Source organism: Kitasatospora sp. NPDC004799 (genome assembly GCF_040609095.1).
GTDB lineage: Bacteria > Actinomycetota > Actinomycetes > Streptomycetales > Streptomycetaceae > Kitasatospora.
The window spans coordinates 1-25,224 of sequence record NZ_JBEXJK010000084.1 but is presented as its reverse complement, the minus strand read 5'-3'; the positions used below and the strand labels follow the sequence as shown (position 1 = coordinate 25,224).

Annotated in this window: 22 protein-coding genes; 11 read left to right on the top strand and 11 right to left on the bottom strand. The window is 74.6% G+C overall.

Annotated elements, in window-relative coordinates; translation table 11 throughout:
• Positions 1-170 precede the first annotated feature (170 nt).
• The 4 genes from ABZW03_RS13795 (at position 171) to ABZW03_RS13780 (ending at position 2,615) form a co-directional block, all read left to right on the top strand.
• The gene (locus ABZW03_RS13795) at positions 171-668 is read left to right on the top strand and encodes a hypothetical protein (protein WP_355256347.1); all 498 of its coding nucleotides are present in this window, start codon (positions 171-173) and stop codon (positions 666-668) included.
• 56 nt (positions 669-724) lie between these two features.
• Complete coding sequence (locus ABZW03_RS13790; RefSeq protein ID WP_355256344.1) at positions 725-1,345, top strand: SUMF1/EgtB/PvdO family nonheme iron enzyme; 621 nt, start codon at positions 725-727, stop codon at positions 1,343-1,345.
• A gap of 182 nt (positions 1,346-1,527) precedes the next feature.
• Positions 1,528-2,049: a GNAT family protein gene (locus tag ABZW03_RS13785; RefSeq protein ID WP_355256341.1), complete on the top strand. Its 522-nt coding sequence runs from the start codon at positions 1,528-1,530 to the stop codon at positions 2,047-2,049.
• A gap of 44 nt (positions 2,050-2,093) precedes the next feature.
• On the top strand, positions 2,094-2,615 hold the full coding sequence (locus ABZW03_RS13780) for a GNAT family protein (protein WP_355256338.1): 522 nt from the start codon (positions 2,094-2,096) through the stop codon (positions 2,613-2,615).
• Here ABZW03_RS13780 and ABZW03_RS13775 read toward each other — a convergent pair.
• Together ABZW03_RS13775 and soxR are read right to left on the bottom strand one after the other, a co-directional pair.
• Positions 2,582-3,595 carry an aminoglycoside phosphotransferase family protein gene (locus ABZW03_RS13775; protein ID WP_355256335.1) on the bottom strand — a complete coding sequence of 338 codons (1,014 nt, stop codon included), beginning with the start codon at positions 3,593-3,595 and terminating at the stop codon, positions 2,582-2,584. The two genes, ABZW03_RS13780 and ABZW03_RS13775, sit on opposite strands and share 34 nt — an antisense overlap.
• 62 nt (positions 3,596-3,657) lie before the next feature.
• Entirely contained in the window at positions 3,658-4,206 is a 549-nt protein-coding gene (gene soxR, locus ABZW03_RS13770) for a redox-sensitive transcriptional activator SoxR (RefSeq protein WP_355256332.1), read from the bottom strand.
• A gap of 57 nt (positions 4,207-4,263) precedes the next feature.
• Between soxR and ABZW03_RS13765 the strand changes: the two genes are divergently transcribed.
• Positions 4,264-4,980, top strand: coding sequence for a thiamine pyrophosphate-dependent enzyme (locus ABZW03_RS13765; RefSeq protein ID WP_355256329.1), 717 nt, complete (start codon positions 4,264-4,266; stop codon positions 4,978-4,980).
• A 126-nt stretch (positions 4,981-5,106) separates the two neighbouring features.
• Entirely contained in the window at positions 5,107-6,000 is an 894-nt protein-coding gene (locus ABZW03_RS13760; protein WP_355256326.1) for a transketolase C-terminal domain-containing protein, read from the top strand.
• A gap of 61 nt (positions 6,001-6,061) precedes the next feature.
• Here ABZW03_RS13760 and treZ read toward each other — a convergent pair whose 3' ends face one another.
• The 3 genes from treZ to glgX form a co-directional block, all read right to left on the bottom strand.
• Entirely contained in the window at positions 6,062-7,795 is a 1,734-nt protein-coding gene (treZ, locus tag ABZW03_RS13755; RefSeq protein ID WP_355256323.1) for a malto-oligosyltrehalose trehalohydrolase, read from the bottom strand.
• Positions 7,795-10,239, bottom strand: coding sequence for a malto-oligosyltrehalose synthase (treY, locus tag ABZW03_RS13750; RefSeq protein ID WP_355256320.1), 2,445 nt, complete (start codon positions 10,237-10,239; stop codon positions 7,795-7,797). Before treY ends, treZ begins: the two co-directional genes overlap by 1 nt.
• An 84-nt stretch (positions 10,240-10,323) precedes the next feature.
• Positions 10,324-12,540 (bottom strand): glycogen debranching protein GlgX, encoded by a 2,217-nt coding sequence (gene glgX / locus ABZW03_RS13745; protein ID WP_355256317.1) that lies wholly within the window; start codon positions 12,538-12,540, stop codon positions 10,324-10,326.
• A gap of 399 nt (positions 12,541-12,939) precedes the next feature.
• Between glgX and ABZW03_RS13740 the strand changes: the two genes are divergently transcribed.
• Positions 12,940-14,214, top strand: coding sequence for an SAV2148 family HEPN domain-containing protein (locus ABZW03_RS13740; RefSeq protein ID WP_355256314.1), 1,275 nt, complete (start codon positions 12,940-12,942; stop codon positions 14,212-14,214).
• Between the two features lie 46 nt (positions 14,215-14,260).
• The gene (locus ABZW03_RS13735; RefSeq protein WP_355256311.1) at positions 14,261-14,716 is read left to right on the top strand and encodes a GNAT family N-acetyltransferase; all 456 of its coding nucleotides are present in this window, start codon (positions 14,261-14,263) and stop codon (positions 14,714-14,716) included.
• A 56-nt stretch (positions 14,717-14,772) separates the two neighbouring features.
• Here the strand turns inward: ABZW03_RS13735 and ABZW03_RS13730 are convergent, their stop codons facing one another.
• Entirely contained in the window at positions 14,773-15,054 is a 282-nt protein-coding gene (locus ABZW03_RS13730) for a PIN domain-containing protein (protein WP_355256308.1), read from the bottom strand.
• A 138-nt stretch (positions 15,055-15,192) separates the two neighbouring features.
• On the bottom strand, positions 15,193-15,468 hold the full coding sequence (locus ABZW03_RS13725; RefSeq protein ID WP_355256305.1) for a hypothetical protein: 276 nt from the start codon (positions 15,466-15,468) through the stop codon (positions 15,193-15,195).
• Between the two features lie 135 nt (positions 15,469-15,603).
• On the opposite strand from ABZW03_RS13725, the gene ABZW03_RS13720 reads away from it, so the two are divergent.
• Together ABZW03_RS13720 and ABZW03_RS13715 are read left to right on the top strand one after the other, a co-directional pair.
• Positions 15,604-16,305, top strand: a complete 702-nt coding sequence (locus ABZW03_RS13720) for an exonuclease domain-containing protein (RefSeq protein ID WP_355256302.1) — start codon at positions 15,604-15,606, stop codon at positions 16,303-16,305.
• A 14-nt stretch (positions 16,306-16,319) separates the two neighbouring features.
• Complete coding sequence (locus ABZW03_RS13715; RefSeq protein WP_355256299.1) at positions 16,320-16,808, top strand: GNAT family N-acetyltransferase; 489 nt, start codon at positions 16,320-16,322, stop codon at positions 16,806-16,808.
• 5 nt (positions 16,809-16,813) lie between these two features.
• Here the strand turns inward: ABZW03_RS13715 and ABZW03_RS13710 are convergent, their stop codons facing one another.
• The 4 genes from ABZW03_RS13710 to ABZW03_RS13695 all read right to left on the bottom strand — a co-directional run bounded on the left by ABZW03_RS13710 (position 16,814) and on the right by ABZW03_RS13695 (position 22,358).
• Positions 16,814-17,779, bottom strand: coding sequence for a hypothetical protein (locus tag ABZW03_RS13710; RefSeq protein ID WP_355256297.1), 966 nt, complete (start codon positions 17,777-17,779; stop codon positions 16,814-16,816).
• Between the two features lie 121 nt (positions 17,780-17,900).
• On the bottom strand, positions 17,901-18,923 hold the full coding sequence (locus tag ABZW03_RS13705; protein ID WP_355256294.1) for a polysaccharide deacetylase family protein: 1,023 nt from the start codon (positions 18,921-18,923) through the stop codon (positions 17,901-17,903).
• Positions 18,924-19,084: 161 nt separating this feature from the next.
• On the bottom strand, positions 19,085-19,978 hold the full coding sequence (locus tag ABZW03_RS13700; protein ID WP_355256291.1) for an aminoglycoside phosphotransferase family protein: 894 nt from the start codon (positions 19,976-19,978) through the stop codon (positions 19,085-19,087).
• Between the two features lie 145 nt (positions 19,979-20,123).
• The gene (locus tag ABZW03_RS13695; RefSeq protein WP_355256350.1) at positions 20,124-22,358 is read right to left on the bottom strand and encodes an MMPL family transporter; all 2,235 of its coding nucleotides are present in this window, start codon (positions 22,356-22,358) and stop codon (positions 20,124-20,126) included.
• A 567-nt stretch (positions 22,359-22,925) separates the two neighbouring features.
• Here ABZW03_RS13695 and ABZW03_RS13690 point away from each other — a divergent pair.
• The gene (locus tag ABZW03_RS13690; protein ID WP_355256288.1) at positions 22,926-25,112 is read left to right on the top strand and encodes an MMPL family transporter; all 2,187 of its coding nucleotides are present in this window, start codon (positions 22,926-22,928) and stop codon (positions 25,110-25,112) included.
• Positions 25,113-25,224 lie beyond the last annotated feature (112 nt).

The window sequence follows — 25,224 nt, the reverse complement described above, 5'->3', positions numbered from 1 at the left end:
GCCCTCACCCGCGCCACCAAGCGCCTGTGCCCGGTCGTCGTCCGGGCGGGCGGCGCGTTGGGGGTGCGCGGACGCGCGGCAAGTCGGCCCGGCCGACTTCCCGCGCGAGCCCTGCGGCGTGCCCCGGCGGGCCGCTCCCCGCATGCTAGGTTGAACGTGTTCAAATAGACGTGCGAGCGGGGGTGGGCATGGTCGCGGTGCCGATGAGCGCCCGGTGGCTGTCCGGGCTGGGGGTCGTGGCGTTCCTGCTGTCGGTGATCCCGCTGGTGGCGGGCCTCGGGCCGGTGGGCGTGTTCCTGCCCGGGCTGGGGCTGCTGTGCGTCGCGGCCTGTGCCGTCCCGCCGTTCTTCCGGCGCCGGGACCACTTCCGGGTGGCCTGCGCGGCCGCCGGGATGACCGTGGCGGCGGTGTCGGTCCCGGTGGGGCTCTTCGGCATCCTGGCCGTGCTGCTGGCGCACGGCTGGCTGCTCTACCTCGCCTTCGCGGCCCTGCCGGCCACCGCGATCGCGGGACTGGTCGCCGGCTTCCAGCGGGCCAAGGGGCTCCGGTTCGGCGGGCCGGCGGTCGTGGTCGCCTGGCTGTTCGCGGTGCTCACGGTGCTCGGCTGGGGCTACGTCACCGTGGAGGCGCTGACCTGGGACGGGCCGTTCACCTCGCGCAGCGGCTAGCGGCAGCCGGGCATCCGATCGGTCCGCGGGGGCTCGGCACACCCTAGGATCAGCGGATGATCATCGTTCCGGCCGGCCGGGTCACCCTCTCCGACCGCCGTACCCAGCGCAGTTGGGCCGTCGACGTCGCCTCGTTCGCGCTGGCGGCCTGTCCGGTGACCCGCGAGCAGTACGAGGGCGCGGCCGGCGACCTCCGCCCCGCGCACAGCGTCTCCTGGCTGGACGCCGTCCGCCGCTGCAACGAGCTCTCCCGGCGCGAAGGCCTCACGCCCGCCTACGCGGTGGACGGCGAGGAGGCCGTCTGGGACCGCTCCGCCGACGGCTACCGGCTGCCCACCGAGGCCGAGTGGGAGCACGCCTGCCGGGCCGGCACCGACGGCCCGCGCTACGGCCCGCTGGACGAGATCGCCTGGCACCGCGGCAACTCGGGCGAGCGGCCGCACACCGTGGGCGAACTGCGCCCGAACGCCTACGGCTTGTACGACCTGCTCGGCAACGTCTGGGAGTGGTGCTGGGACCGCTACGACCCCGAGGTGTACGGCAGCTACCGCGTCCTGCGCGGCGGCGGCTGGTTCGACGAGCACTGGAGCTGCCGCGCCTCCGTCCGCCGCCGCAGCCACCCGACCCTGCGGATCGACGACGTGGGCTTCCGGCTCGCCCGCTCGATCGCCGGGTGAGGGCGGCCGCGGTGGAGAGCCGCGGTGAAAAGCCGCCGAAAAAGCGGCAGGCGGCGCGGTAAAAGCGGGTGCGGCGCAGTAAAGGAATTCCCGGCGCAGTAAATCGCGGGCCAAGGGAAATTCTCGCCGACTTTTTCGGTGAATCGAGGAACCGACGCGGCGGAATCCGCGTTGACGCCGACATGAACGAAGAAAACGTCACCCTGCGCCCGATCGCCGAAGCCGACCTCCCGCACTTCCTGTCCCTGCTGAACGACCCCGACGCGATGGGCGAGCACCTGTGGTTCGGCTGGCGGCAGCCGGACCGGATCCGCCGGGTCTGGGCCGAGAACGGGCTGCTCACGGACGAGCAGTGGACGCTCGCGATCACCGTGGACGGGGAGTTCCGCGGCTACGCCGCCGCCATGCGGGAGGTCGCGGCGCCGACGGGCTGGCACTGGAGCATGGGCGCGCAGCTGCTGCCCGGGGCGCGCGGCCGGGGGATCGGCACCCGGGCCCAACGGCTGTTCGTCGACTACCTGTTCGCGCATTCGACGGCGATGCGGCTGGAGGCGGAGACCGAATCCGCCAACCTGGCCGAGCAGCGCGTCCTGGAGAAGCTCGGCTTCGTCCGCGAGGGCGTGAAGCGGGCGCAGGTCTTCCGGGCCGGCGAGTGGCGCGACGTCGTCCTCTACAGCCTGCTGCGCACCGATCCCCGCCCGTAGCCCGGATGCGGAACCGCCGCGACCGCTCGGCCGTTGGCGCCTGCATGAGCGAAGAGAGAGTCTCGCTGCGCCCGATCGCCGAGGACGAGCTGTCCGCGATCGAGGCGCTGGTGAACGACCCGCAGGCGCTGGGTGAATTCCAGTGGTACGGCTGGCGGGACCCGCAGCGGTTCCGCCGCCGGTGGCAGGAGAGCCGGCTGCTGGAGGAGGAGCAGTGGATGCTCGCGGTCGCCGTCGACGGGGAGTTCGGCGGCTTCGTCGCCGCCAACCGCAGCGGGGTGCGGCCGGCCGCCCCGTACTGGAGCATCGGCGTGCAGCTGCTGCCCGGGGTGCGCGGACGGGGGATCGGCACCCGGGCCCAACGGCTGCTGGTGGACTACCTGTTCGCGCACTCGCCGGTGATGCGGCTGGAGGCGGACACCGAGGCGGGCAACCTGGCCGAGCAGCGCGTCCTGGAGAAGCTCGGGTTCACCCGGGAGGGCGTGCAGCGCGCGGTGACGTTCCGGGCCGGCGAGTGGCGCGACATCGTCCGCTACAGCCTGCTGCGCACCGACCCGCGGCCCTGAGGAGCCGTCTCCTGACCGGCTCCGAACCACTCCTCGGCGAGGGCGTCCAGCGTCCGCGCCGAGGGCTTCAACTCGCGCAGGTACCACGGCAGGTTGCTGTACACGTGGAGCAGCGTGTACGCCATCAGCAGCCGGGGCTCGAAGCGGCGCCCGTACGCGTCCAGCAGCCGTCCGAGCAGGTGCGGGTCGGCCCGGGTGGTGAAGAGACCGACGGCGACCAGGTCGTAGGCCGGGTCGCCGATCATCGCGGGCTCGAAGTCGATCAGGCCGGTCAGGCGCCAGCCGTCGGCCGGGTCGGTGAGCAGGTGCTCGCGCATGAACTCGGTGTGCAGCAGGGCGCGTGCGGGGACGGCGGGGGCCGGGGCGGCCGGGAGCGGGCCGGCGGGCGGTGGGGCGACGGGCAGCGGGGCGGCGGCGAGGAAGTCCGGGATCTGCTCCAGCCAGGCCTCGGCCAGCCCGCGTTCGCGCTGGCGGTCCACCGCGCCCGCCCGTTGGCGGGCCAGGAAGGCCGGCCAGTCGCCGGGGCCGAGGACCTCGGCGAGCGGCCCGGGGTCGAGGGCGTGCAGGGCGGCGAGGGCCTCGCCGCAGTCGCGGGCGATCCGTTCGCGGTCGGGCGGCGGGATGCGCGGCCAGGCCGGGGCGAGGCCCTCGCCGGGCAGCCGGGACATCAGGATGTACCGCCAGCCGTTGACGTACTCGCCGGCCGCCCGGACGGACGGGGTGGGGATCGGCAGGGCGCCGTCCACCCGGGCGAGCACCCGCTCCTCGACGAGGCCGTCCCGGGCACTCGCCGCCGGGAACAGCTTGAGGACGTGCTCCGCGCCGACCGCGTACACCGGGACGGAGCCTTCCGCGAAGCGCTCCAGCGGCAAACCCCCGACCCCCAGTCGGGCGCAGAGCGCCTCGGCGCCGGGGCGCATCACCGTCTCGTCGGGGACGACCGCGTCCCATTCCTCGTCCGTCAGCACCAGGGGCAGCACGCGTGCACGCTAGGCGGCCGAACCGCCCCGACGCAACGGGATTTCCCGGCGCGGAAGGATGGTCAGTACCCGTCCTGGCAGGTCCCGCAGGGGTCGGCGGCCGGGGTCAGCGGCTCGGGGCCGGCCTCCGGGTCGCGGGTGAGCAGGTAGCGGGCGCCGGGGCCGGCCTCGCCGGCGCGGTCGGCGGCGTTGTAGAGGGTGCAGCGGGACAGCGAGAGGCAGCCGCAGCCGATGCAGCCGGTGAGCTTCTCCTTGAGCCGCCGCAGTTCGTCGATCTGCTCGTCGATCCGGCTCTGCCAGGACTCGGCCACCTGGTCCCACTCGGCGCGGCTGGGGGCCGGGCGGTCGGGGAGCCGGTCGAGGGCGACCTTCGCCTCGTCCAGCGAGAGGCCGACCCGCTGGGCGGCGCGGACGAAGGCGATCCGGCGCAGTGTCGCGCGGGTGTAGCGGCGCTGGCCGCCGGAGGTGCGGGTGGCGTGGATCAGGCCGAGGCTCTCGTAGTAGCGCAGCGCGGAGGCGGCGAGGCCGCTGCGGTGGCCGAGTTGGCCGATGGTGAGCAGGTCGCTGTGGTGCGGGCCGGGCGTGCGGCGGCCGTCGGGGCGGTCGGTCATGGGATCCCACTGTAGCCGCTTGACCTCAAGTCGACTTGAAGTTGCACGATCGTGGCCATGACGACGAACGCGCCCGCCAAGACCGCGACCGGCATCCGCTTCGAGGACCTCCCCGCCCTGCTGGGCCTGATGACCGGCGCCGAGAAGCACGGCCCCGCCGCCACCTCCACCCTGGACGCGCTCTGGGTGCTGTACGACCGGGTGCTGCGGGTGTCCCCGGAGACCGTCGACGCCCAGGACCGCGACCGCTTCCTGCTCTCCAAGGGCCACGGCCCGATGGCGTACTACGCCGTGCTGGCGGCCAAGGGGTTCCTCGACCGGGAGGTGCTGCCGAGCTTCGGCGGTTACGACTCGCCGCTCGGCCACCACCCGGACCGCACGCTGGTGAGCGGGGTGGAGATCGCCTCCGGATCGCTCGGGCACGGCCTGCCGCTGGCCGTCGGCACCGCGCTCGGCCTGCGGGCCCAGGGCCTGACCGGCCCGGCGGTGTGGGTGCTGGTCGGCGACGCGGAGTTCGACGAGGGCTCCAACGCCGAGGCGGTGGCCTTCGCCGGCGCCTACGGACTGGACCGGCTGCACGTGGTGGTGATCGACAACTCCTCGGCCACGCACGGCTGGCAGGGCGGCATCGCCCAGCGGTTCGCGGCCGAGGGCTGGTCGACCGCGACGGTGGACGGCCGCGACCACGGGGCGCTGTACCGCGCGTACACGGCGGAGCACCCGGGCCGCCCGCACGTGGTGGTCGCCCGGGTGGAGCCCAAGGAGAACCACTGAGCGACCGGCCGCCCGAGCCCGTCCAGCCCGCCCGAGCCCGTCCAGCCCGCTCAGCCCGCCGAACCCGCTCAGCCCGCTCAGCCCGCCGTACCCGCCGAGCCCGCACCCCCGAGAGGAACCCCACCGATGGACACCATGCGCGACCGCTTCGTGGACGTGACCACCCGACTGCTGGACGAGGACCCCCGGCTGGCCCTGGTGCTCGCCGACATCACCGCCGCCGCCTTCGCCCCGGCGCAGCGGCGCCACCCCGACCGGGTGGTCAACGTCGGCATCCGCGAGCAGCTGCTGATCGGCGCGGCCGGCGGCCTGGCGCTCACCGGGATGCGCCCGATCGCCCACACCTTCGCCAGCTTCCTGATCGAGCGGCCCTTCGAGCAGGTCAAGCTGGACCTCGTCCACCAGGGCGTCGGCGCCGTGCTGGTGAGCGCGGCGGGCTCGTACGACTGGCCGGCCGGCGGCCGCACCCACATGTCCCCGGGCGACGTCGCCCTGCTGGACACCCTGCCGGACTGGACGGTCCACGTCCCCGGCCACCCGGACGAGGCCGAGCAACTGCTGCGCCACGCCTACGCGGACGGCGACCGCAACGTGTACGTCCGGCTCTCCGAGCACCGCAACGCGGCCCCGGTGCCGGTCGAGCCGGGGCGCTTCACCACCCTCCGGACCGGCTCGCGCGGCGCGGTGATCGCCGTCGGGCCGATGCTGGACGCGGTGCTCGCGGCCACCGAGGGCCTGGACGCCACCGTGCTGTACGCGGCGACGGTGCGCCCCTTCGACGCCGCCGGGCTGCGCGCGGCGCTCGGCGACCGGGCGGACGTGGTGCTGGTGGAGCCGTACCTGGCGGGCACCTCGGCGGGCGAGGCGCACGAGGCGCTGGCCGACCGCGCGCACCGGGTGCTGGGCCTGGGCGTGCCGCGCGCGGAGCACCGGCACTACGGCTCGATCGCGGAGCACCTGACCGCCTACGGCCTGGACGTCCCGTCGCTCCGGGAGCGGATCGGCACCTTCCTCTGGTGAGCCCGCCCGGCCGCCCGGCCGCCCGGCCGCCCGGCCGTCCGGCCGTCCGGCGAGCGCACCGTCAGGTCAGCACCACGGCCACCGCGTCCGCCGCCAGCCGCACCGCCGCGCCCTCCAGCGCCGCCGCCCCGAAGGCCGCCACCACCTCGCGCCCGGCGCCCCCGAGCGGCAGCGCGGCCTCGCCCGGCCCGAGGTTGACGGCGATCCGGTACGGCCCCCGGTGCACCACCAGCAGGCCCGCCGCCTCGTCGGCGGTCACCCGCACCGCGCCGAGGTCCGGGTCGGACAGCTCCGGCCGCTCGCGCCGCAGCCGGATCAACCTCCGGTACCAGGTGAGCAGTTCGGCGTGCGGGACGCGCCGGGGCTCGGTCCAGTCGAGGACCGAGCGCAGCACGGTGGCGGGCTCCTGCGGGTCGGGGACGGCCTCGGCGGCCCAGCCGTGCCCGGCGAACTCCCGCCGCCGGCCCTGCCGGACGGCCTCGGCGAGGCCCGGGTCGGTGTGGTCGGTGAAGTACTGCCAGGGGGTGGCGGCGCCCCACTCCTCGCCCATGAAGAGCATCGGGGTGAACGGCGAGGTGAGCACCAGCGCGGCGCCGCAGGCGAGCCGGCCGGGGGAGAGGCTGGTGGAGACGCGGTCCCCGAGCGCCCGGTTGCCGACCTGGTCGTGGGTCTGGAGGTAGCCGAGCAGCCGGTGACCGTCGGCGAGCGGGGCGAACGGGCGCCCGTGACGGCGGCCGCGGAAGGAGGACCAGGTGCCGTCGTGGAAGAACCCCCGGGTGAGGGTCTTGGCGAGGGCGGCGAGCGGTTCGCGCGCGAAGTCGCCGTAGTAGCCCTGGGATTCGCCGGTGAGCGCGCAGTGCAGGGCGTGGTGGAAGTCGTCGCTCCACTGCGCGGTGAGGCCCAGCCCGCCCGCCTCGGGCGGCGCGGTGGTGGCCGGGGTGTTGCGGTCGGACTCGACGACCAGGAACAGCGGCCGGTTGGTGGCGACCGCCAACTTCCGGACCTCACCCGACAGTTCCTCCAGGAAGTGGACCGCCCGGTCGTCCGCGAGGGCGTGCACGGCGTCCAGCCGCAGCCCGTCGATCCGGTAGTCGCGCAGCCAGGCCAGCGCGCTGCCGATCAGGTAGGCGCGCACCTCGTCCGAGCCGGGCGCGTCCAGGTTGACCGCCGAGCCCCACGGGGTGTGGTGCCGGTCGGTGAAGTACGGGCCGTACGCGGGAAGGTGGTTGCCGGACGGGCCGAGGTGGTTGTGCACCACGTCCAGCACCACCCCGAGGCCCTTGCGGTGGGCGGCGTCCACGAAGCGCTTGAGCCCCTCGGGCCCGCCGTAGGGCTCGTGGACGGCCCAGAGCGAGACCCCGTCGTAGCCCCAGCCGTGCTTGCCGGGGAACGGGCAGACCGGCATCAGCTCGACGAAGTCCACGCCCAACTCGACCAGGTGGTCCAGGCGTTCGGCGGCGGCGTCAAAGGTGCCGCGGGTGGTGAAGGTGCCCACGTGCAGCTCGTAGAGCACCGCGCCGGGCAGCGGCCGGCCGTACCGCTCGGTCTGCGACCAGCGGAACGCGGCGTGGTCCACCGCGCGGCTCGGCCCGTCCGGTCCGTACGGCTGCCGGGGCGAGCGCGGGTCGGGCAGCGGCGGGCCGTCGTCGAGCCGGAAGGCGTAGTCGCCCGCCGGGGCCTCGCCGGACCACCAGCCGGCCCGGTCCGGGCAGCGGGCCAACTCGTGGGCCGTGCCGTCGACTTCGACCAGCACCCGGGAGTCGGCGTGGGGCGCCCACACCTGGTAGAGCGGCATCAGGCCCTCCTCGTCAGCAGTGCCACCGGCAGGTCCGTCAGCAGCTCCGCCACCGGCACCGGGCCGGCCGGCACGCTCCGCCCGGTCAGCTCGTCGGTCCACGGCCCGCCCGCCGGCAGCTCCAGGACGGTGTCGTGCCAGCCGCCCGCCCGCTCCAGCCCGTACGGCAGCCGGGTGACGGCGGTGACCACGTCCTCGCCCCGGGCGAAGGCCAGCAGGTGGTCGCCGGAGCGGCCCGCGGCGGGCAGCGGCCGGTACCGGCCGAGCGGGCGGGAGCGGCGCAGGTGCAGCGCGGTGCTGGTCAGGTGCAGCTTCTCCCGGGCGAGGTCGCCGGGGCGCGGCGCGGCCGCGTCGGTGAGCCGGACGGCGAGCGCGCCGAAGTCCACCACGCGCCGGTTGTCCGGGTCCACCAGGGTGTACAGCGGCTCCTCGCTGCCCTGGTACAGGTCCGGCACGCCCGGCACGGTGAGGTGCAGCAGTGCGGCGGCCAGCGTGTTGGCGCGCGCGTACGGGGCGAGGGCGTGCACGGCGCCCTCGATCCGGGGGAGCAGCCCGGGGTTGCCGTGGACCGAGCGGGCGCGCTGCTCCAGGGCCCGCTCGTAGCGCGGGTCGGGGGTGGTCCAGGAGGTGCGCAGCTTGGCCTCGCGGGCGGACTTGAGCAGGGCGGCGACCAGCCGGTCCGGGTCGATCGGCCAGGCGGCGACCAGGGTGTGCCAGAGCAGCCAGTCGGCGTCCGGGTCGAGCCCGGGCGCGGCGGGGCCCGCGGCGGTGGTCCAGGCGGCGGCCTCGGCGGCCCAGGCGTCCGGCCGCTCGGCGAGCACCGCGAGCCGGGCCCGGGCGTCGGCGCTGCGCTTGGTGTCGTGGGTGGAGAGCACCGTCATGCCGTGCGGCCAGGCGCGCTCCTGGTACCGGCACCAGTCGTGGAACTCCGCCGGGTGCAGTCCGGGCCGGGCGGGCTCGCCGCCGACCTCGTTGAGGCCGGGCAGCGCGTTCCAGCGGTAGAAGGCGGTGTCCTCGACGCCCTTGGCGGCCACCGCGGCGGCGGTCTGGGCGAAGCGGGCGCAGAACTCCTCCTTGTCCGGGCCGCCGCCCAGCTCGCCGAGCGCGAGCGCGGCCACCAGCCGGTCGGTCGGGTCGGCGGAGCCGTCCAGGGCCGCCCGCAGCTGGGCCGCGGACGCCGCCGGCGGGGCCTCGCCGGGCCGGGCGTAGGGCCGGTACGCCGGGTAGCCGGTGAGCAGCCGGCCGAGCGCGGCGCGCAGCTGCCCGGGCGCGTGGTCGGCGTGCGCGGGCTCGGCGGCGCCGATCCGCAGCGCGATCCGCACCAGCCGCTCGACCTCGGCGGCGAGTTCGCCGTCCGGCCCGGTCATGTCGGCCCGCCCGCGCCGGGCCTCGGCGATCGCGGGGTGCGGGTCCGCGCAGAGGTCCCGGACCGGGCCGCCGTGCCGGAAGGACTCGTACGCCCCGGCCAGCCGGCAGGCGCCCGCGTGGTCGGTGAGCACGCCGTCGATCCGGCGCAGCGCGTCGTAGCCGGTGGTGCCGGCCACTGGCCAGTCCTCGGGCAGCCGCTCCTCGCCGGTGAGGATCTTCTCCACCACGACGTACGCCCCGCCGGTGGCCCCGGCCAGCCGCCGCAGGTAGCCGCGCGGGTCGGCGAGCCCGTCCGGGTGGTCGATCCGGAAGCCGTCCAGGACGCCGTCGGCGTGCAGCCCGAGCAGCACGGCGTGGGTCGCGGCGAACACCTCCGGGTCCTCGGCGCGCAGCGCGATCAGCTCGTTGACGGTGAAGAAGCGCCGGTAGTTGAGCTCGGTGCGGGCCAGCCGCCACCAGGCGAGCCGGTACCACTGGCGGGCGAGCAGCTCGGGCAGCGGCAGCCCCTCGGTGCCGGGGCGCAGCGGCAGCTCGTGCTCGTGGTAGCGCAGGGTGCCGCCGTCCACGGTGAGCCGGTCCAGTTCGGCGCCGAGCCGGTCGCCGAGCAGCGGCAGCAGCACCCGGCCGCGCCCGGGGGCGTCGACCGGGCCCGGCTGGGCGGTCCAGTCGATGTCGAACCAGCGGGCGTACGGCGAGTCGGGCCCGTCGCGCAGCACCTGCCACAGCGGCCGGTTGAGGCGTTCGGGGGCGGGCACGGCCATGTGGTTGGGCACCACGTCGGCGATCAGCCGCAGGCCGTGGCGGTGCGCGGCGGCGGCCAGCGCGCGCAGCGCCGGCTCGCCGCCGAGCTGCTCGCTGATCCGGGTGTGGTCGACGGTGTCGTAGCCGTGGGTGGAGCCGGGGACGGCCTCCAGCAGCGGGGAGAGGTGCAGGTGGGAGACGCCGAGGGCGGCCAGGTAGGGGACGGCGGCGGTGGCGTCGCGGAGGGTGAAGCCGGGCTGGAGCTGGAGGCGGTACGACGAGGAGGGGACGGGGGCGGCCGGGCGGGGCTGCGCGGGCTCGGCGGCGGGGGTCATAGCTCCATAGGTACCCGGGGGAGCCCGCCGCCAAGACCCGCTGCTGGCCCGAACAGGTGACCGCCCCCGGCCGTCCGGCAGACCCTAGGCAGGCCGCTGCAGCACCATCAGCGAGCGGTCGGTGAGCCAGAGGGCGTCCCCGGCCTTGACCCGGGCGCCCGTCCCCGGGGCGGGCAGCCGGGGGCGGGCGGTGTCGACCACGACCTGCCACTCCTGCCCGTGGTCGGCGGGCACGGTGAACTCCAGCGGCTCGAAGTGGGCGTTGAACATCAGCAGGAAGGAGTCGTCGACGATCCGCCCGCCGCGCCGGTCCGGTTCGGAGATCGCGTAGCCGTTGAGGAAGACGGTCAGCGACTTGGCGTAGCTGGCGCCCCAGTTGCGCTTGGTCATCTCCTCCCCGCCGGGGGTGAACCAGGCGATGTCGGTCAGGTCGCCGAACCCGACGGAGGCCTGCCCGCCCGGCCCGCCCGCGCCCGGCGCACCGGAACCGGGTCCGCGCGCACCCCTTCCCGCCACGCCCGACCCGGCCGCCCCCGGCCGCCCGGACACCGGCCGGCCGTGGAAGAACCGCCGCCGCCGGAACACCGGGTGGTCGCGGCGCAGCCAGATCATCCCCTGGGTGAACTCCAGCAGCCGCGCCTGCGCCCCGTCCCCCTCCGGCCAGTGCACCCAGGTGAGCTCGTTGTCCTGGCAGTAGGCGTTGTTGTTGCCCAGCTGGGTGCGGCCGAACTCGTCGCCGTGCGAGAGCATCGGCACGCCCTGGGAGAGCATCAGGGTGGCGATGAAGTTGCGCTGCTGGCGCGCCCGCAGCTCCTCCACCCCCGGGTCGGCGGTGGGGCCCTCGACGCCGCAGTTCCAGGAGCGGTTGAAGGACTCGCCGTCCCGGTTGTCCTCCCCGTTGGCCTCGTTGTGCTTCTCGTTGTACGAGACCAGGTCGCGCAGGGTGAAACCGTCGTGGCAGGTCACGAAGTTGATCGAGGCGATCGGGCGGCGGCCGTCGTCCTGGTAGAGGTCGGAGGAGCCGGTGAGCCGGGAGCCGAACTCGGCGAGGGTGGCGTTCTCGCCGCGCCACAGGTCCCGCACGGTGTCCCGGTACATGCCGTTCCACTCCGTCCACAGCGGGGGGAAGTTGCCCACCTGGTAGCCGCCCTCGCCGAGGTCCCAGGGCTCGGCGATCAGCTTGGCCTGGGAGACCACCGGGTCCTGCTGGACCAGGTCGAAGAAGGAGGAGAGCCGGTCCACCTCGTGGAACTGCCGGGCGAGGGTGGCGGCGAGGTCGAAGCGGAAGCCGTCCACGTGCATCTCGGTGACCCAGTAGCGCAGCGAGTCCATGATCAGCTGGAGCACGTGCGGGCTGCGCATCAGCAGGCTGTTGCCGGTGCCGGTGGTGTCCTCGTAGAAGCGCTGGTCGCGGGCGAGGCGGTAGTAGGAGACGTTGTCCAGGCCGCGCAGCGACAGCGTCGGCCCCAGGTGGTTGCCCTCGGCGGTGTGGTTGTAGACGACGTCCAGGATCACCTCGATCCCGGCCGCGTGCAGCGCCTTGACCATCGACTTGAACTCCTGCACCTGCTGGCCGCGGTCGCCGGTGGAGGAGTAGGAGGAGTGCGGGGCGAAGAAGCCGATGGTGTTGTAGCCCCAGTAGTTGACCAGGCCGAGGTCCCGCAGCCGGTGGTCGCGGACGAACTGGTGCACCGGCATCAGCTCGATCGCGGTGACGCCGAGCTTGGCCAGGTGCTCGATCACCGCCGGGTGGGCCAGGCCCGCGTACGTGCCGCGGATCTCCTCGGGGATGCCCGGGTGCAGCCGGGTGAGGCCCTTGACGTGGGCCTCGTAGATGACGGTGCGGTGGTAGTCGGTGCGCGGCGGGCGGTCGGTGCCCCAGTCGAAGTACGGGTTGATCACCACCGAGTGCATGGTGTGCGGGGCGGAGTCCAGGTCGTTGCGGCGCTCGGGGGCGCCGAAGTGGTAGCCGTAGACCGACTCGTCCCAGTCGACGTGCCCGCTCATCGCCTTGGCGTACGGGTCGAGCAGCAGCTTGGCGCTGTTGTGCCGCTGGCCCAGGCCCGGGTTGTACGGGCCGTGCACCCGGAAGCCGTAGCGCTGGCCGGGCTGGATGCCCGGGAGGTAGGCGTGCCGGACGAAGGCGTCCGTCTCGCGCAGTTCGACGGCCGTCTCGGAGCCGTCCTCGGCGATCAGGCACAGCTCGATCCGGTCGGCGCTCTCGGAGAACACCGCGAAGTTGGTGCCGGCCCCGTCGTAGGTGGCACCGAGCGGGTAGGGCGTACCGGGCCAGACCTGCATGACTCCTCAACTTCCTTACTTCCGACGGAAACTGACGTGTGGTCCGACAGCCGGCCCGACCGCCTGCCCGGACCCGGACGCTCTCCTGCCCGGCCGGGCGGCCGGGCATGTGCGTGACCGCGCGCCGTGACGCACGGCACAGCCGCCGTGACGCGCGGCACAGGGCATACTCCCCGAGCCCTTCCCCGGCGGCCGGGACATCCGGCCCCGGTTGGTCCGAACGAGTAGCAGCGGGCATTCGTGTGAAAAGCGCCGCCGGTGCCGCCGCGGGGCCCCGGACATCCGGCTGCGACCGCCTCTCGGCGGGCAGTACCCTTGATCGTCCGGGCGCCCGGTCCGGGCCGACAGACAGCCAACGCTCCCCGCGCCCGCGGGGGGCAGCCGCAGATGAGGTGGCGCATGGTGTTTCCCGCAGGCGGCCGTGGCTCCGGGCCGGGCGGCCCCGACCGGGGCGCGGCCCGCAGCGAGGCTCCCACGGTGGTCATGCGCCCCACCCTGACCGGCCGGTCCCTGGTGCCCGCCCAGGGCGGCCCGGTCGAGATACCCGCGCTGGCCTGGTCGGCCGGCGAGTGGGAGGACGCCTACCAGCGGGTCCGGCTGTCCGGCCGCGCCTACGTCTGGCTCAACCTGGTCGAACAGCGGCTGCGCGCCCTGGTCGACGAGGTGCTGCACCCGATCTACGCCCCCGCCCACGGCGAGGACTGGGTCACCGCCGCGGCCGGGCCGGTCGGCGAGGAGTGGGCGCACCGGGCCGGGGCCGTACGCGAGGTCAGCCGCCGCAAGGGCTACCTGCTCGACCCGGCCGACGACGACCCGCTGGTCTTCCTGACCCTGCCCCAGCTGCGCGAGCTGATGGTCCAGCACTGGCCCTGCTTCGAGCCGTACCTGGCCGACCGGCGCGAGATCGAGCTGGCGCTGGACGAGCTGGAGGTGGCCCGGCACGTCGTCTCCCGCAACCGGGTGCTCACCCAGACCGTGCTGGCCCAGACCGAGCGGGCCGCCGCCCGGCTGCTGGCCGTCCTGGACGGCGGCGCCGGCGGGGTGCCCGCCGACGTGGTCGAGTCCCTGGTGGCCGGCCGCTACGCGGACGTCGTCGCGGTGCACGCCGACCGGGTCCGGCTCCAGCGCGACCTGCCGGTCGAGGACCTGCTGGACGGCGCCCGGCGCCTCGACGCGCTCGGCATCGGCCTCGGCATGCTCTGCCAGAACTACACCGGCAAGCGCCTGGTCCGGCTGGCCGGCGAGGGCTGCCGGGTGCGGCTGCTCTTCCTCAACCCGGCGAGCAGCGCCGTGCGCCGCCGCGAACGCGAACTCGGCCTCGGGCGCAGCGAGTTGTCGCGCTCCATCGAGATGAACATCATGCACGTGCGACGGGTCAGGGCCCGGCTGCGGGACCAGGGCGGCTTCGAGATCCGGGTCTTCGACGAGACCCCGCGCTTCACCGCCTACCTGGTCGAGGGCCCCCGCACCCCCGGCCAGGCGGGCGGCCGCCGGCAGGGCCGAGACCTCGGCGTCGTCCAGCCCTACCTGCGCCGCGCCCGCGGCATGGAGTCCCCGGCCCTGGTGCTGCGCGGCGGCGCCGGCCAGCAGCCCGGCGGCACCGAGCCCGGACTGCTGGAGGTCTACCGCGAGGAGTTCGAGGGCGTCTGGGCCGACTCCCGGTCCGTCTCCTGAGAAACCCCCTGGTCGGGGCGGCGGCGCCGCTGCCAGACTGCGGGCCGTGAACAGCCTCCCCGCCTGGACCCTGGTACCCGCCGCGCTCGCCGACCTCGACCGCATCACCGACCTCAAGGGCCAGGTCATGCGCGCCGACCTGGAACGCCTCGGCCGCTGGGACCCGGACCGCTCCCGCCGGCGGGTGGCGGACTCCTTCTCCACCAGGTGGACGTCCGTGCTACTGGTCGACGGCGCCTTCGCGGGCTGCGTCACCGTCCGCCCCGACGAGCGGGGCGGGCGCCACCTGGAGCTGTTCTACCTGTCCCCGCACCTCCAGGGCCGGGGCCTGGGCACCGCCGTGCTGCGCCACCTCCTCGCCGAGGCCGACGCCGCCGGGGACCCGGTGCACCTCGTCGTCCTCCAGGGCAGCGCCGCCCGCCGGCTGTACGAGCGCCACGGCTTCACCGTCGTCCACGAGGACGAGATCGACGTTCACCTCCACCGCCCGGCGCCCCGATGACCTTCGACGGAGCCCGTGCCCGCCTGTACGGCCGTGCCGTGCGCTCCGGTGAACTCTCAGTACTCCCAAGGATTCAGTACGGCCGCACCGGTCCGGGACAGGTGTTTGACGTTGCGGCTGACGAGCGTCCAACCGTTCGCGACAGCCGTGGCCGCGATCAGCGCATCAGGCGGGTCGATGCACGTGCCGGCGTTCTTGAGTCGGCGGTGAACGGCGAGGTAGGCGGCAGCTTCCCGTTCGCCGATCGCCGTGATCCGCCCCTCGTACTCGGCTCGAACACCGTCGAGGGCGCGTTCCAACACGGCCCGGCGCAAGGGGGCGGGGCGCGGCTTGGACACCTGCCTCGATCTCCGCAACGGTGATGACGCTCAGCCGGTGTGTGGTGGCCGGGGCGGACAGGGTCCATTGGATGACAGCGGGCGCGGGTTTCGGCCGGGTGGTGAGCTCGGCAACCACGGTGGTGTCCAGCAGGTGGATCACTCGGGTTCCGTCTCGTCGTCGTAGGAGCGCGAGCCGAACTCCAGGCCCTCGAAAGGCGTCGACAGGAGCCACTCGACGAAGCCGTCGGTCCCCAGCGTCGCCCAGCGGTGCAGCATCGCCGGCAGCTCGTCGATGTCGGTGTCGGCGAGCTCGGCATCGAAGTGCTCGACCTGGTTCTCGGGCAGAGACCTGCGGATGTCTCTGATCGTTCGCAGCGCATGGGGCTCGTCGGGCCGGTGAAGGGGCACGGGCAGGTTCGGGGCGGTGCTCATGGCCGGCTCCTTCGCTCGGGTCCGGAACCAGCCTAGGGCTCCCGACCCCGGGATCGGGCTCCCCGTGGGTCGGCTTGTCGGTGGGGCGGGTGATGATAGGGGCTGTTTCGGGAGAAGGACGGAAGGACACACCTGATGAGCTGGTGGCAGCAGCCACTGGTCGGCTTCGACCTGGAGACCACGGGCACCGACCCGGCCGTGGACCGCATCGTCACGGCCGCGCTCGTGGACACCGTCGGGGCCGCCCGGGTGGGGGGCGCGCACTGGCTGATCGACCCCGGGGTGCCGATACCCGCCGAGGCGGAGGCGATCCACGGGATCGGGGACGCGGTGGCGCGGAGCAAGGGCAGGCCGGCGAAGGAGGCGGTGGAGGAGATAGCCGCCGCGCTGTGCGAGCGGATCGCCGCCGGGCGGCCGGTGGTGGCGTTCAACGCACCGTTCGACCTGTCGCTGCTCGACGCCGAGCTGCGCCGGTACGGGCTGGCGACGCTCGACGAGCGGCTGGGCCGGCCGGTCGGGCCGGTGCTGGACGCGCTGGTGATCGACCGGGCCGTGGACAAGTACCGCAAGGGCTCCCGCACCCTGCAGCGGGTCTGCGAGCTGTACGGGGTGGAGCTGACGGACGCCCACGAGGCGGGCAGCGACGCGCTGGCCGCCGTCCGGGTCGCCGTCGCGCTGGCCGGGCGCTACCCGGCCGAGGTCGGGGCGGTGGCCCCCGCCGAGCTGCACCGGCGGCAGGTCGACTGGTACCGGGAGTGGGCCGAGGGCCTCCAGGCCTGGCTGCGCCGCGGCAAGGACCCGCAGGCGGTGGTCGACGCGCGCTGGCCCGCCCGGTGACGCCTGTGCGTCCCGTGGTCCCGGTACGCCCGGCCCGCCCCGCGGACCTGCCCGGCTTCCTCGCCCTCGCCGCCGAGGTCGAGCACTGGTTCGGCCCGATGGTCGCCGAACCGGGCTTCCACCGCGCGGTGCGCGACAGCGCCGAGCGCGGCCTGGCGACCGTCGCCGAGGACGGCGCGGGCCTGCTCGGCGGCCTGCTGTTCGGCCCCGGCGGCCCCGCAGGCCCTGGCGGCCCGGCACGGCCGCACCACCTGCACTGGCTGGTGGTCGCCGGGCGCGCCCGGGGCACCGGCGTCGGCCGGGAGCTGGTCGAGGACGTGCTGCGCCGCCACGTCCGGGGCCCGGCCACCGTCGAGGTGGTGACCTTCGGCCCGGACCACCCGGGCGCGGCGGCGAGCGGCGCCCGGGCCTTCTACGAGCGGCTGGGCTTCACCCCGGCCGAGGCCGCCGCCCCGGGCCCGGAGGGCGGCTCCCGGCAGGTCTACCGGCTCGCCGTGGCCTGACGGGCCTACTGGAGGTCCAGCCCCACCGGGTGGGCGAGGTCCGCCGGGCAGACGAAGACGTGCAGCTCCCCGTGCCGACCGACCGACACCTCCGGCGCCCCACCGCTGTCCACGGTCAGCAGGTGGACCATCCGGGCGCCGCAGCCGCAGTCCACCGGGATCAGGTCGGTGGAGTGCCAGGACGGCCAGCCGCCGAGCTTCCAGCCCTCCGCGCAGGACAGGGCGCGGTGGTACTCCAGGTCGTACCGGGAGGCGAACTCCTCGGCCGCGTCGCGGAGTTCGTCGGGCAGCTCGTCCTGGTCGGGAAGGTCCCGGACCTGCTCGGGGCGCACCGCGCAGGGCGTCGGCAGGTAGTTCTCCTCGCTGCGCCGGGGCGTCGGGGGAGCGGCCGGGACGAGGTCGGCGGCGCGCTGCCAGTGGAGTTCGACGTTCGGGCCGTGGTAGTACCGCCGGCCCTGGAGGTCGTCGTGGTCGTTGGGGCACCAGAGCACCTGGAGCCGGTCGGCGTCGGCCGGCCAGGGCAGCTGCGGGGCGTCCTCGGCGCGCAGGTGCAGCAGCGGCACCAGGGCGACGGCGGCGGCGGGCCGCTCGGGGACGGTCCGGTGGGTGCGCCAGTGGACCAGGTCGAGGTAGCCGGCGCCGGCCATGATCCGGTGCTGCTCGGCGGCCTCCTCCTCGGTCAGGACGTGCGCGCCGCCGGTGGTCCGGGCCCGCTCGGCCACCGCGCGGTCGATGCGCTCCCAGATCGCGCGGTCGGCCGCGGGCACGTCCCGGTACTCGTCCGCCAGGTGCCCGGCGGTGCAGTGCGGCCAGGCCTCGCCTTCCGGCCAGAGCGCGGGACCGCCGATCCGGCTGGCGTGCGGCTCCGGCGCGGCGGCGTACGGGTGGAGCAGGGTGGCGGGCCGCAGGTACGGGGCCAGTCCCGGTACGGCGGCGGCGAGTTCGGCGGTGGTGGGGCTGGTGTCGGTCACGCCTTCACCCTAGGGGCGACCCCGGACACCCCAGGGCCGACGGGTGCGGCAGGCGGTGCGCCCGCCCGCTGTCCACTCGGTGAACGCGGGGGAAGCCCTCCGCGGCGCGGCCCCAACCGCCCTACGCCGCCGGGAAGTCGAAGCCGTACCCCTGGGCGACCAGCCACGGCAGCAGCTGCTTGAGCGCGGCCACGGTCTGGCCGCGGTCGCCGCCCCCGTCGTGCAGCAGGACCACGCCGCCGGGCTTGAGCTGCTTCTGCACGGCCGAGACGATGGCCGCGGTGCCCGGGCGGGCCCAGTCGCGCGGGTCGACGGACCAGCCGAGCGAGGACATCCCGAGGCCCGCGGTGATCTGCTCGTTGTCGGCGTTGAAGCCGCCGCCCGGGGCGCGGAACCAGCCGACCTCGGTGCCCGGGCCGCCCGCCTGGACGATCATGTTCCGGGCGGCGGTGATCTCGTACACGGCCCGGTCGTGCGGGAGCTTCGCGAACGGCTGGGGGTGGGTGACGCTGTGGTCGCAGAGCCGGTGCCCGGCGGCCAGGACGCGCTTGACCGCGGCCGGGTTGGCGACGGCGTTCCGGCCGATCAGACAGAAGGTGGCCTTGGCGTGGTACTGCGCCAGCAGGTCGAGGATCTGGCCGGTGGCCGGCCCGGGGCCGTCGTCGAAGGTGAGCGCGACGGTGCGCCCGCCGGAGGCGGTGGAGCCGATCACCGCGCCCGCCCCGGTGCGCGGGGGCGGCGCCGCGGGCGAGGACGGGTCGGCGGTCGGAGTGGCCGACGCGGCGGGAGCGCCGGGGGAGCCCGTGGCCGCGGACGGGCTCGGCTTCGGCTTCGGCGACGCCGCCGGGGCGGAAGGGGCGGAAGGCGCGGAAGGGGCGGAAGGGGCGGACGGACCGGCGGCCGGGGAGTTCGCGCCGGGCGGCACGGCGTCCGAGCCGGGGACCGGCGCGACGGTGGTCGCCGCCGTCCCGCTCGGCTGCGCGGTGGCCGGCGCCGCCGCGCCCGGCGGCTGGAGCGCCCCGCCGGCCGTCCCGCAGGCGGCCAGTCCCAGGGCGGCGGTCACCGCGACGCAGCCCGCGAGCAGCCGGCGCCGGGTTCGGGACAGTCGGGTCGGGGCACAGGGGCGGCGGGCGGTCCGGGGCATGGCGGCGGCTCCTGAGGTACGAGTGCGGTGCCGATCTCTCGGGTCAGGACGACTGTCCGACAGGACGCCGATCGTACGTCCGCCGGTTGCGAGTCGGACCGACCCGGCGCGGAAGTCCTCCCACACTCCCCCCGGTGGCGCCTCCGGGACCGGCCCGGCCGTCAGAACGGGTACCAGCGCACCTCGGTGGCCCCGTCCCGCAGCGAGTCGACCCGGCGCCGGAACTCCTTCAGCGCGGCCGGGTTGCTGGCCGCCTGCTGCGCCACCCAGGAGGCGCTGGCGGTCTCCCGGGCGCCGCGCAGCACCGTGAAGCCGGGCCACTCCCGCACGTCCCAGCCGTACGCCTCGGTGAACGCGCGGTACTCCTCGACGGGCACGCCGTACCGGTCCTGGCTGAGTGCGAGGACCACCAGGTCGTGCTCGCGCAGGTCGTTCGCCATGAACTCCAGGTCGAGCAGCACCGGCCCGTCCGGGCCGACGTGGACGTTGCGGGGCAGCGCGTCGCCGTGGATCACCCCGGGGTGCAGCCGCGGGACGAGGTCGGGCAGCGCGGCCGCGAAGGCGTCCCGGCGGTGGCGCAGGAAGGCGACGTCCGCCGGGTCGACGTGGCCCTCGGCGGAGGCCAGCCAGCGCTCGACCGGGGCCAGCAGGTCGCGCCGGCCGAGCGTGAAGGGCGGCAGCGGCAGCCGGTGCAGGGCGCGCAGCAGCGGGGCGAGGTCGACCGGGCGGGCGGGCCGGACGGCGGGCGCGAGCCGGTGCCAGAAGGTGACCGGGTGGCCGTCGGCCAGCTGCGGCTCGGGTGCCACCGCGTCGTACGGGCGGACCACCGGCACGTCCTGCCCGGCCAGCCAGTGGGCGAGGGCCAGCTCGCGGTGCGCCCGGTCGTACAGCTCGGGGCCGCGGCCGACCTTGGCGACCACGGCCGGGTCGCCGAGGTCGAAGACGGCGTTCTCGCCGAGCGCGAGCAGCGCGGCCCCGTCGGGGGCGGCCAGTCCGGCCGACTCGCAGGCCTGGGCGAGCAGCAGCCGGGCGAGGCCCTCGTCGAAGGGGGTCATGACTGGGGTTCCGTTCCGCCGACGTTCATCCGGGGGACTCCGGACGGTGATCATCATGACGCACGGACGCCGGGCCCCGCGCGCGGCGGGGCCCGGCGTCGGGCGGGTCGGCAAGGTCGGACAGGGCGGACGGGTCGGGGCGGCGTCAGACCCCGGCCCGGCGGTGGCGCGCCCCCTCCGCCGGGCCGGCCGGCCGGGCGTGCAGGGCCCGGTCGGCGCCGAGCGGCGGGACGGACTCGCCGTGCGAGAGGTCCGGCAGCCAGTTCAGCCAGCGCGGCAGGTACCAGTTGCGGTCGCCCAGCAGGCTCATCACCGAGGGCAGCAGCACCGCGCGGATCACCGTGGCGTCGATCAGCACCGCGACCGCCAGGCCCACGCCCATCTGCTTCATCACCTGCATGGACAGCGAGCCGAAGACCGAGAACACCGCCACCATGATCACCGCGGCGCTGGTGACCACCCCGGCCGTGGAGCGGATGCCGTGGGCGATCGCGGCCCGGGTCGGCAGCCCGCGGTCGTGGCCCTCCTTGATCCGGGAGACCACGAAGACGTGGTAGTCCATCGAGAGCCCGAAGAGGATCACGAACAGGAACAGCGGCACCCAGGACTCCACCGCGCCGACCCCGGCGGTGCCCAGCAGCGAGGCGCCCACGCCGTGCTGGAAGACCAGCGTCAGCACCCCGTACGCGGCGCCCACCGAGAGCAGGTTGAGCACCACGGCGGTGACCGCGACGGCCAGCGAGCGGAAGGAGGTGAGCATCAGCAGGAAGGCGAAGACGACGACGAAGGCGAAGACCAGCGGCATCGAGCCGGTCATCGTGCGGTTGAAGTCGTACGACCCGGCGGTGCGGCCGGTGACCGGGGCCTCGGTGCCGGGCACCTTGAGGACGGTGGCGGGCAGCAGGTCCTCGCGCAGGCTCTTCAGGGCGTTGTTGCTGGTGGCGTCGTTGCCGGTGCCGTTGAGCGGGATGTCGACGGTGGCGACGTTCCGGTCGGCGTGCACCGCGACGTCCACCGGGCCGTGCATCAGCGGGCTGGCCAGGGCCCTCGCCCTGAGGTCGGCGATCGCGGCGGTCATCGCGGGGGAGTCGATGTCAACGGCCTTGATCACGACGGAGGCGGGGCCGGGGCTGCCGGGGAAGGCGGCCTCGATCTTCTGCGAGGCGGCGACCAGGGGGTTGCCCGCGGGCAGCTGCTGCTGGAACGTCAGGTTGGCGGTGTGCATGGTGAGCGTCGGCGCGGCCAGGCCCAGCAGGACGGCGCCGGCGAGCACGGTGGCGGCCAGCGGGCGGCGCAGCACCGGGGTGAGCACCGCGTTCCAGAACCGGCCGCCGGTCCGCGCCGCGTCCGGGCGGCGCAGCCGGGCCAGGAACGGCACCCGGCCCTTCTCGACCCGGTCGCCGAGCATCGACAGCAGCGCGGGCAGCACGGTGAGCGAGCCGAGCACCGCGGTGACCACGACCACGATGGTGGCGAAGGCCATCGACCTGAAGGTGGCGATCCCGGTGAGGAACATCCCGGCCATGGCGACCACCACGGTGACGCCGGAGACCAGCACCGCCCGGCCGCTGGTGGCCGCGGCCACGGCCAGCGCGGTGGCCGCGTCCCGTCCGGCGGCCCGCTCCTCGCGCTCGCGGCGCAGATAGAAGAGGCAGTAGTCGACGCCGACGGCGAGGCCGACCAGCAGCATCACCGAGCTGGCGTCGTCGCTGGTGTGCAGGAACCCGCTGCTGAGCGCGACCAGCCCGGCGGCCGCGACGAAGGCGGTGAGCGCGAGCACCACCGGCAGCACGGCGGCGACCAGCGCGCCGAAGGCGACCAGCAGGATGCCGAGGGCGAGCGGCACGGCCGTCCACTCGGCGCGGGCGAAGTCGTTCGCGAACTGGTCCTGCATCCACTTGCCGGAGCTGGCGTCGCCGAGCTGGACCACCGTCAGGTCCGGGTGCTGCCGCTGCACGCCGGCCACCGCGTCCAGCACCGACCGGACGTGCTCGACGGCCTCGGCCCGGTCGCCCCGGAGGGTCAGCGTCACGAGCGCGGAGTGGCCGTCGGCGGAGACCGCCTTGGTGTCGTACGGCGACCGGACCTCGGCGGCCCGGCCGGTGCCGTTCACGGCGGCGATCACCTGGTCGACGGCGGTGCGGAACTCCGGGTCGTCGGCGCTCCGGGTGGCGCTCTGGACCAGGACGGTCTCGCCGGCCGGGGTCTTCAGCCCGGCCTCGTCGAGGATCCGCGCGGCCCGGGAGACCTGCCCGGGGACGGACTCCGCGTCCGTCACCTTGGTGCTGCCGTGCACGGTGCCGAGCGCGGCGGCCAGGACGACGAAGAGCAGCCAGCCGAACACGGCGGTCTTGCGGTGCCGGGCGCTCCAGGCGCCCATCGCGGCCGCCGGGCCGAGTCTGGACTTCACGGGCTTCACGGTGGTTCCCCCCTGGGAGAGCGGCGGTCGTCGCCGGACGGGAGCGGCGGCGGCCCTGGGTCGGGGAGACCGCCGGTTGCGGGTGCGCCGGCTGCCGTCCGGCGTCCCGATCGACGGTAGGGAAGCGGGGGTTGACGGGTAATCCGGCTGGCGGGTGACCGCTCCCTGGTGCTCTCCTCGGGGCCGGGGTGGGGTTTTCCCTACCCCGGGACCCCGAGATCTCCTCCTAGGGGGTAGGGGATGCGCTCCACCCTGAGGGGGAGAAGTCTCCACCCGGAGCACGAGGTCAACCGGGGTGTGCCCGGGAGAAACTGGGCCGGGGCCGCTTCGTGGCGGCCCGACGGGGGTTGAAGCACACGGGGGCTCCTTGCCGGGCGGCAAGCAAGTACTCGTAGGATGATGCCCCGAACCTACTTACCTGCCGACCGGCAAGGGAGTGCCACCGGGCATTCCCCGAGCCGGTCCTGCCGTCGCCCAGCGTCCCGTCCCCCAAGGGCTGCGGTGAACCATGCCCAGGAGGCATCGAGCATGTTCCACCGACTAGGACAATTCGTCGTTCGCCGCCCCTGGTGGGTGATCGGCGCATGGCTGATCGCCGCGGTCGCGATCATCGCGACCGCCCCGCCGCTGAAGGCCAACACCGACGAGGCGGCCTTCCTGCCCAAGCACTACGAGTCCATCCAGGCCTCGGAGCTCCAGCAGAAGGCCTTCCCGTCCAACATCTCGCCCTCGGCGCTCCTGCTCTTCGAGCGCACCGACGGCGGCAAGCTGGACGACGGCGACGCGGCGACCATGACCAAGGTCACCCAGGGGCTGACCGACAAGAAGATCCCGCTGGTCGAGATGGTCGTCCCGGTGTCCCCGGCGTCCTACTCGCAGGACCACAAGTACGCGATGTCGATGGTCTCCATGGACAAGACCAAGATGCAGTCGGAGGAGTTCACCGACGCCGCGAAGAAGCTCCGCGAGGAGGGCACCGCGCTCGCCGCCGGCAGCACCCTGAAGTTCCAGGTCGGCGGCCCGGCCGCGATGAACCTGGACCAGAAGGACGCCGGCAAGACAGCCGGCATGCTGATCGGCCTCGGCACGATCGTGATCATCCTGCTCACGCTCGGGATCATCTTCCGCAGCCCGATCATCGCGCTGCTGCCGATCCTCTCGGTGATCATCTACTCGATGGTCGCCAACGGCCTGATCTCGGACGCCAGCAAGCTGTTCGGACTCAAGGCCGACAGCTCGATGGAACAGATCCTCACCGTCGTCCTCTACGGCGTCGGCACCGACTACTTCCTGTTCCTGATGTTCCGCTACCGCGAGCGGCTGCGGGCCGGGGACGACCGCAAGCAGGCCGTCGCCAACGCGGTCGGCCGGGTCGGCGAGGCGATCGCCTCCGCCGCCGGTGCCGTCGTGGTCGCCTTCGCCGTGCTCGTCCTGTCCAGCCTCGGCATGTTCAAGGCGCTCGGCCCCTCGCTGGCCATCGCGGTGGCCGTCACGGCGGTCGCCTCGGTCACCCTGGTGCCCGCGATCCTCTGCCTGATCCCCGAGAAGGTCCTGTTCTGGCCCTCCAAGGCCTGGCAGCGCGAGCCCTCCAACGCCCGCTTCGCCGCGATGGGCCGCGGCGTCGGCCGCCGTCCGGCCGCCGCCGCCCTGCTCTCCGGCCTGGTGATGGTCGGCCTCGCGGTCGCCGCGCTCGGCTACCAGGGCACCTTCGACATGGCCGGCAGCTCGATGCCGAAGACCAAGGAGTCGATGGTCGTCCAGGACACCATGATCAAGGCCTACTCGGCCGGTGCCGCCGACCCCGCCCACATCTACCTGACCAGCCAGAACGGCAACAAGATCGACGTCGCCGGCCTCAAGGGCTACGTGGCGGACCTGGGCAAGGTGGACGGCGTGTCCAGCGCCGCCCTGCCGGACCCGCAGCACGGCATCAGCAAGGACGGGCTCACCGCCGACATCACCGTCGTCCTCAAGGACGAGGCCGCCAGCAACAAGGCCATCGACACCATCGGCAAGGTCCGCGAGGTCGCCCACGGCCACGCACCGGCCGGCACCAAGGCCTACGTCGCCGGGACCACCTCCGTGTACAAGGACATCAACACGGCGATGGCCCACGACTACAGCCTGGTCTTCCCGATCGCCGCGGTGCTGATCATGGTGATCCTCGGCCTGCTGCTGCGCAGCGTGGTCGCCCCCTGGTACCTGATGGCCTCGGTCGGCCTCGGCTTCGGCGCCACCCTCGGTGCCACCACCCTGCTGTTCCAGAACATCAAGGGCGAGCAGGGCCTGATGTTCATGCTGCCGATCCTGATCTACCTGTTCGTGGTCGCGCTCGGCACCGACTACAACATCCTGATGATCGCCCGACTGCGCGAGGAGGCCCAGGAGGGTCGCAGCCCCCGCGAGGCGGCGAGCCAGGCCATCCGGCACGCCGGTCCGACGGTGGCCGCGGCCGGCTTCATCCTGGCCGCGACCTTCGCCACCATGCTGCTGGCCGGGAACACGATGATGAGCGAGATGGGCTTCTCGATCGCCATCGGCATCCTCATCGCGGCCTTCGTGATGGCGATGTTCTTCACCCCGGCGCTCACCGCGTTGCTCGGCCACCGCGCCTGGTGGCCCGGCCACGCGGACGCCCCCGGCCACGGCCACGGCGCGGGCCCGGCCCCGCTGGCCGGTCACCGCGAGGTGCCGGAGCCGGCCGGCCGGCGCTGACCCGACCGGGTCGGTACGAACAGGCGGGGGCCCCCGGGGCGGGGGGGCCCCCAGCCCCCAGTGCGGGGGGGCCCAAAACGTTATAAACGGGGGGGAAAACAACGGGGCAAAC

Bases quoted from the DNA above. Each gene is read 5' to 3' on its own strand.
- ABZW03_RS13740 (WP_355256314.1), top strand. From the start codon at position 12,940: ATGGTGTTTCCCGCAGGCGGCCGTGGCTCCGGGCCGGGCGGCCCCGAC.
- treZ (WP_355256323.1), bottom strand. From the start codon at position 7,795: ATGCCGCTCTACCAGGTGTGGGCGCCCCACGCCGACTCCCGGGTGCTG.
- ABZW03_RS13705 (WP_355256294.1), bottom strand. From the start codon at position 18,923: ATGCCCCGGACCGCCCGCCGCCCCTGTGCCCCGACCCGACTGTCCCGA.
- ABZW03_RS13720 (WP_355256302.1), top strand. From the start codon at position 15,604: ATGAGCTGGTGGCAGCAGCCACTGGTCGGCTTCGACCTGGAGACCACG.
- glgX (WP_355256317.1), bottom strand. From the start codon at position 12,540: ATGCAGGTCTGGCCCGGTACGCCCTACCCGCTCGGTGCCACCTACGAC.
- ABZW03_RS13780 (WP_355256338.1), top strand. From the start codon at position 2,094: ATGAGCGAAGAGAGAGTCTCGCTGCGCCCGATCGCCGAGGACGAGCTG.
- ABZW03_RS13695 (WP_355256350.1), bottom strand. From the start codon at position 22,358: ATGGGCGCCTGGAGCGCCCGGCACCGCAAGACCGCCGTGTTCGGCTGG.
- ABZW03_RS13765 (WP_355256329.1), top strand. From the start codon at position 4,264: ATGACGACGAACGCGCCCGCCAAGACCGCGACCGGCATCCGCTTCGAG.
- treY (WP_355256320.1), bottom strand. From the start codon at position 10,239: ATGACCCCCGCCGCCGAGCCCGCGCAGCCCCGCCCGGCCGCCCCCGTC.
- soxR (WP_355256332.1), bottom strand. From the start codon at position 4,206: ATGACCGACCGCCCCGACGGCCGCCGCACGCCCGGCCCGCACCACAGC.
- ABZW03_RS13785 (WP_355256341.1), top strand. From the start codon at position 1,528: ATGAACGAAGAAAACGTCACCCTGCGCCCGATCGCCGAAGCCGACCTC.
- ABZW03_RS13700 (WP_355256291.1), bottom strand. From the start codon at position 19,978: ATGACCCCCTTCGACGAGGGCCTCGCCCGGCTGCTGCTCGCCCAGGCC.
- ABZW03_RS13690 (WP_355256288.1), top strand. From the start codon at position 22,926: ATGTTCCACCGACTAGGACAATTCGTCGTTCGCCGCCCCTGGTGGGTG.
- ABZW03_RS13790 (WP_355256344.1), top strand. From the start codon at position 725: ATGATCATCGTTCCGGCCGGCCGGGTCACCCTCTCCGACCGCCGTACC.
- ABZW03_RS13760 (WP_355256326.1), top strand. From the start codon at position 5,107: ATGGACACCATGCGCGACCGCTTCGTGGACGTGACCACCCGACTGCTG.
- ABZW03_RS13725 (WP_355256305.1), bottom strand. From the start codon at position 15,468: ATGAGCACCGCCCCGAACCTGCCCGTGCCCCTTCACCGGCCCGACGAG.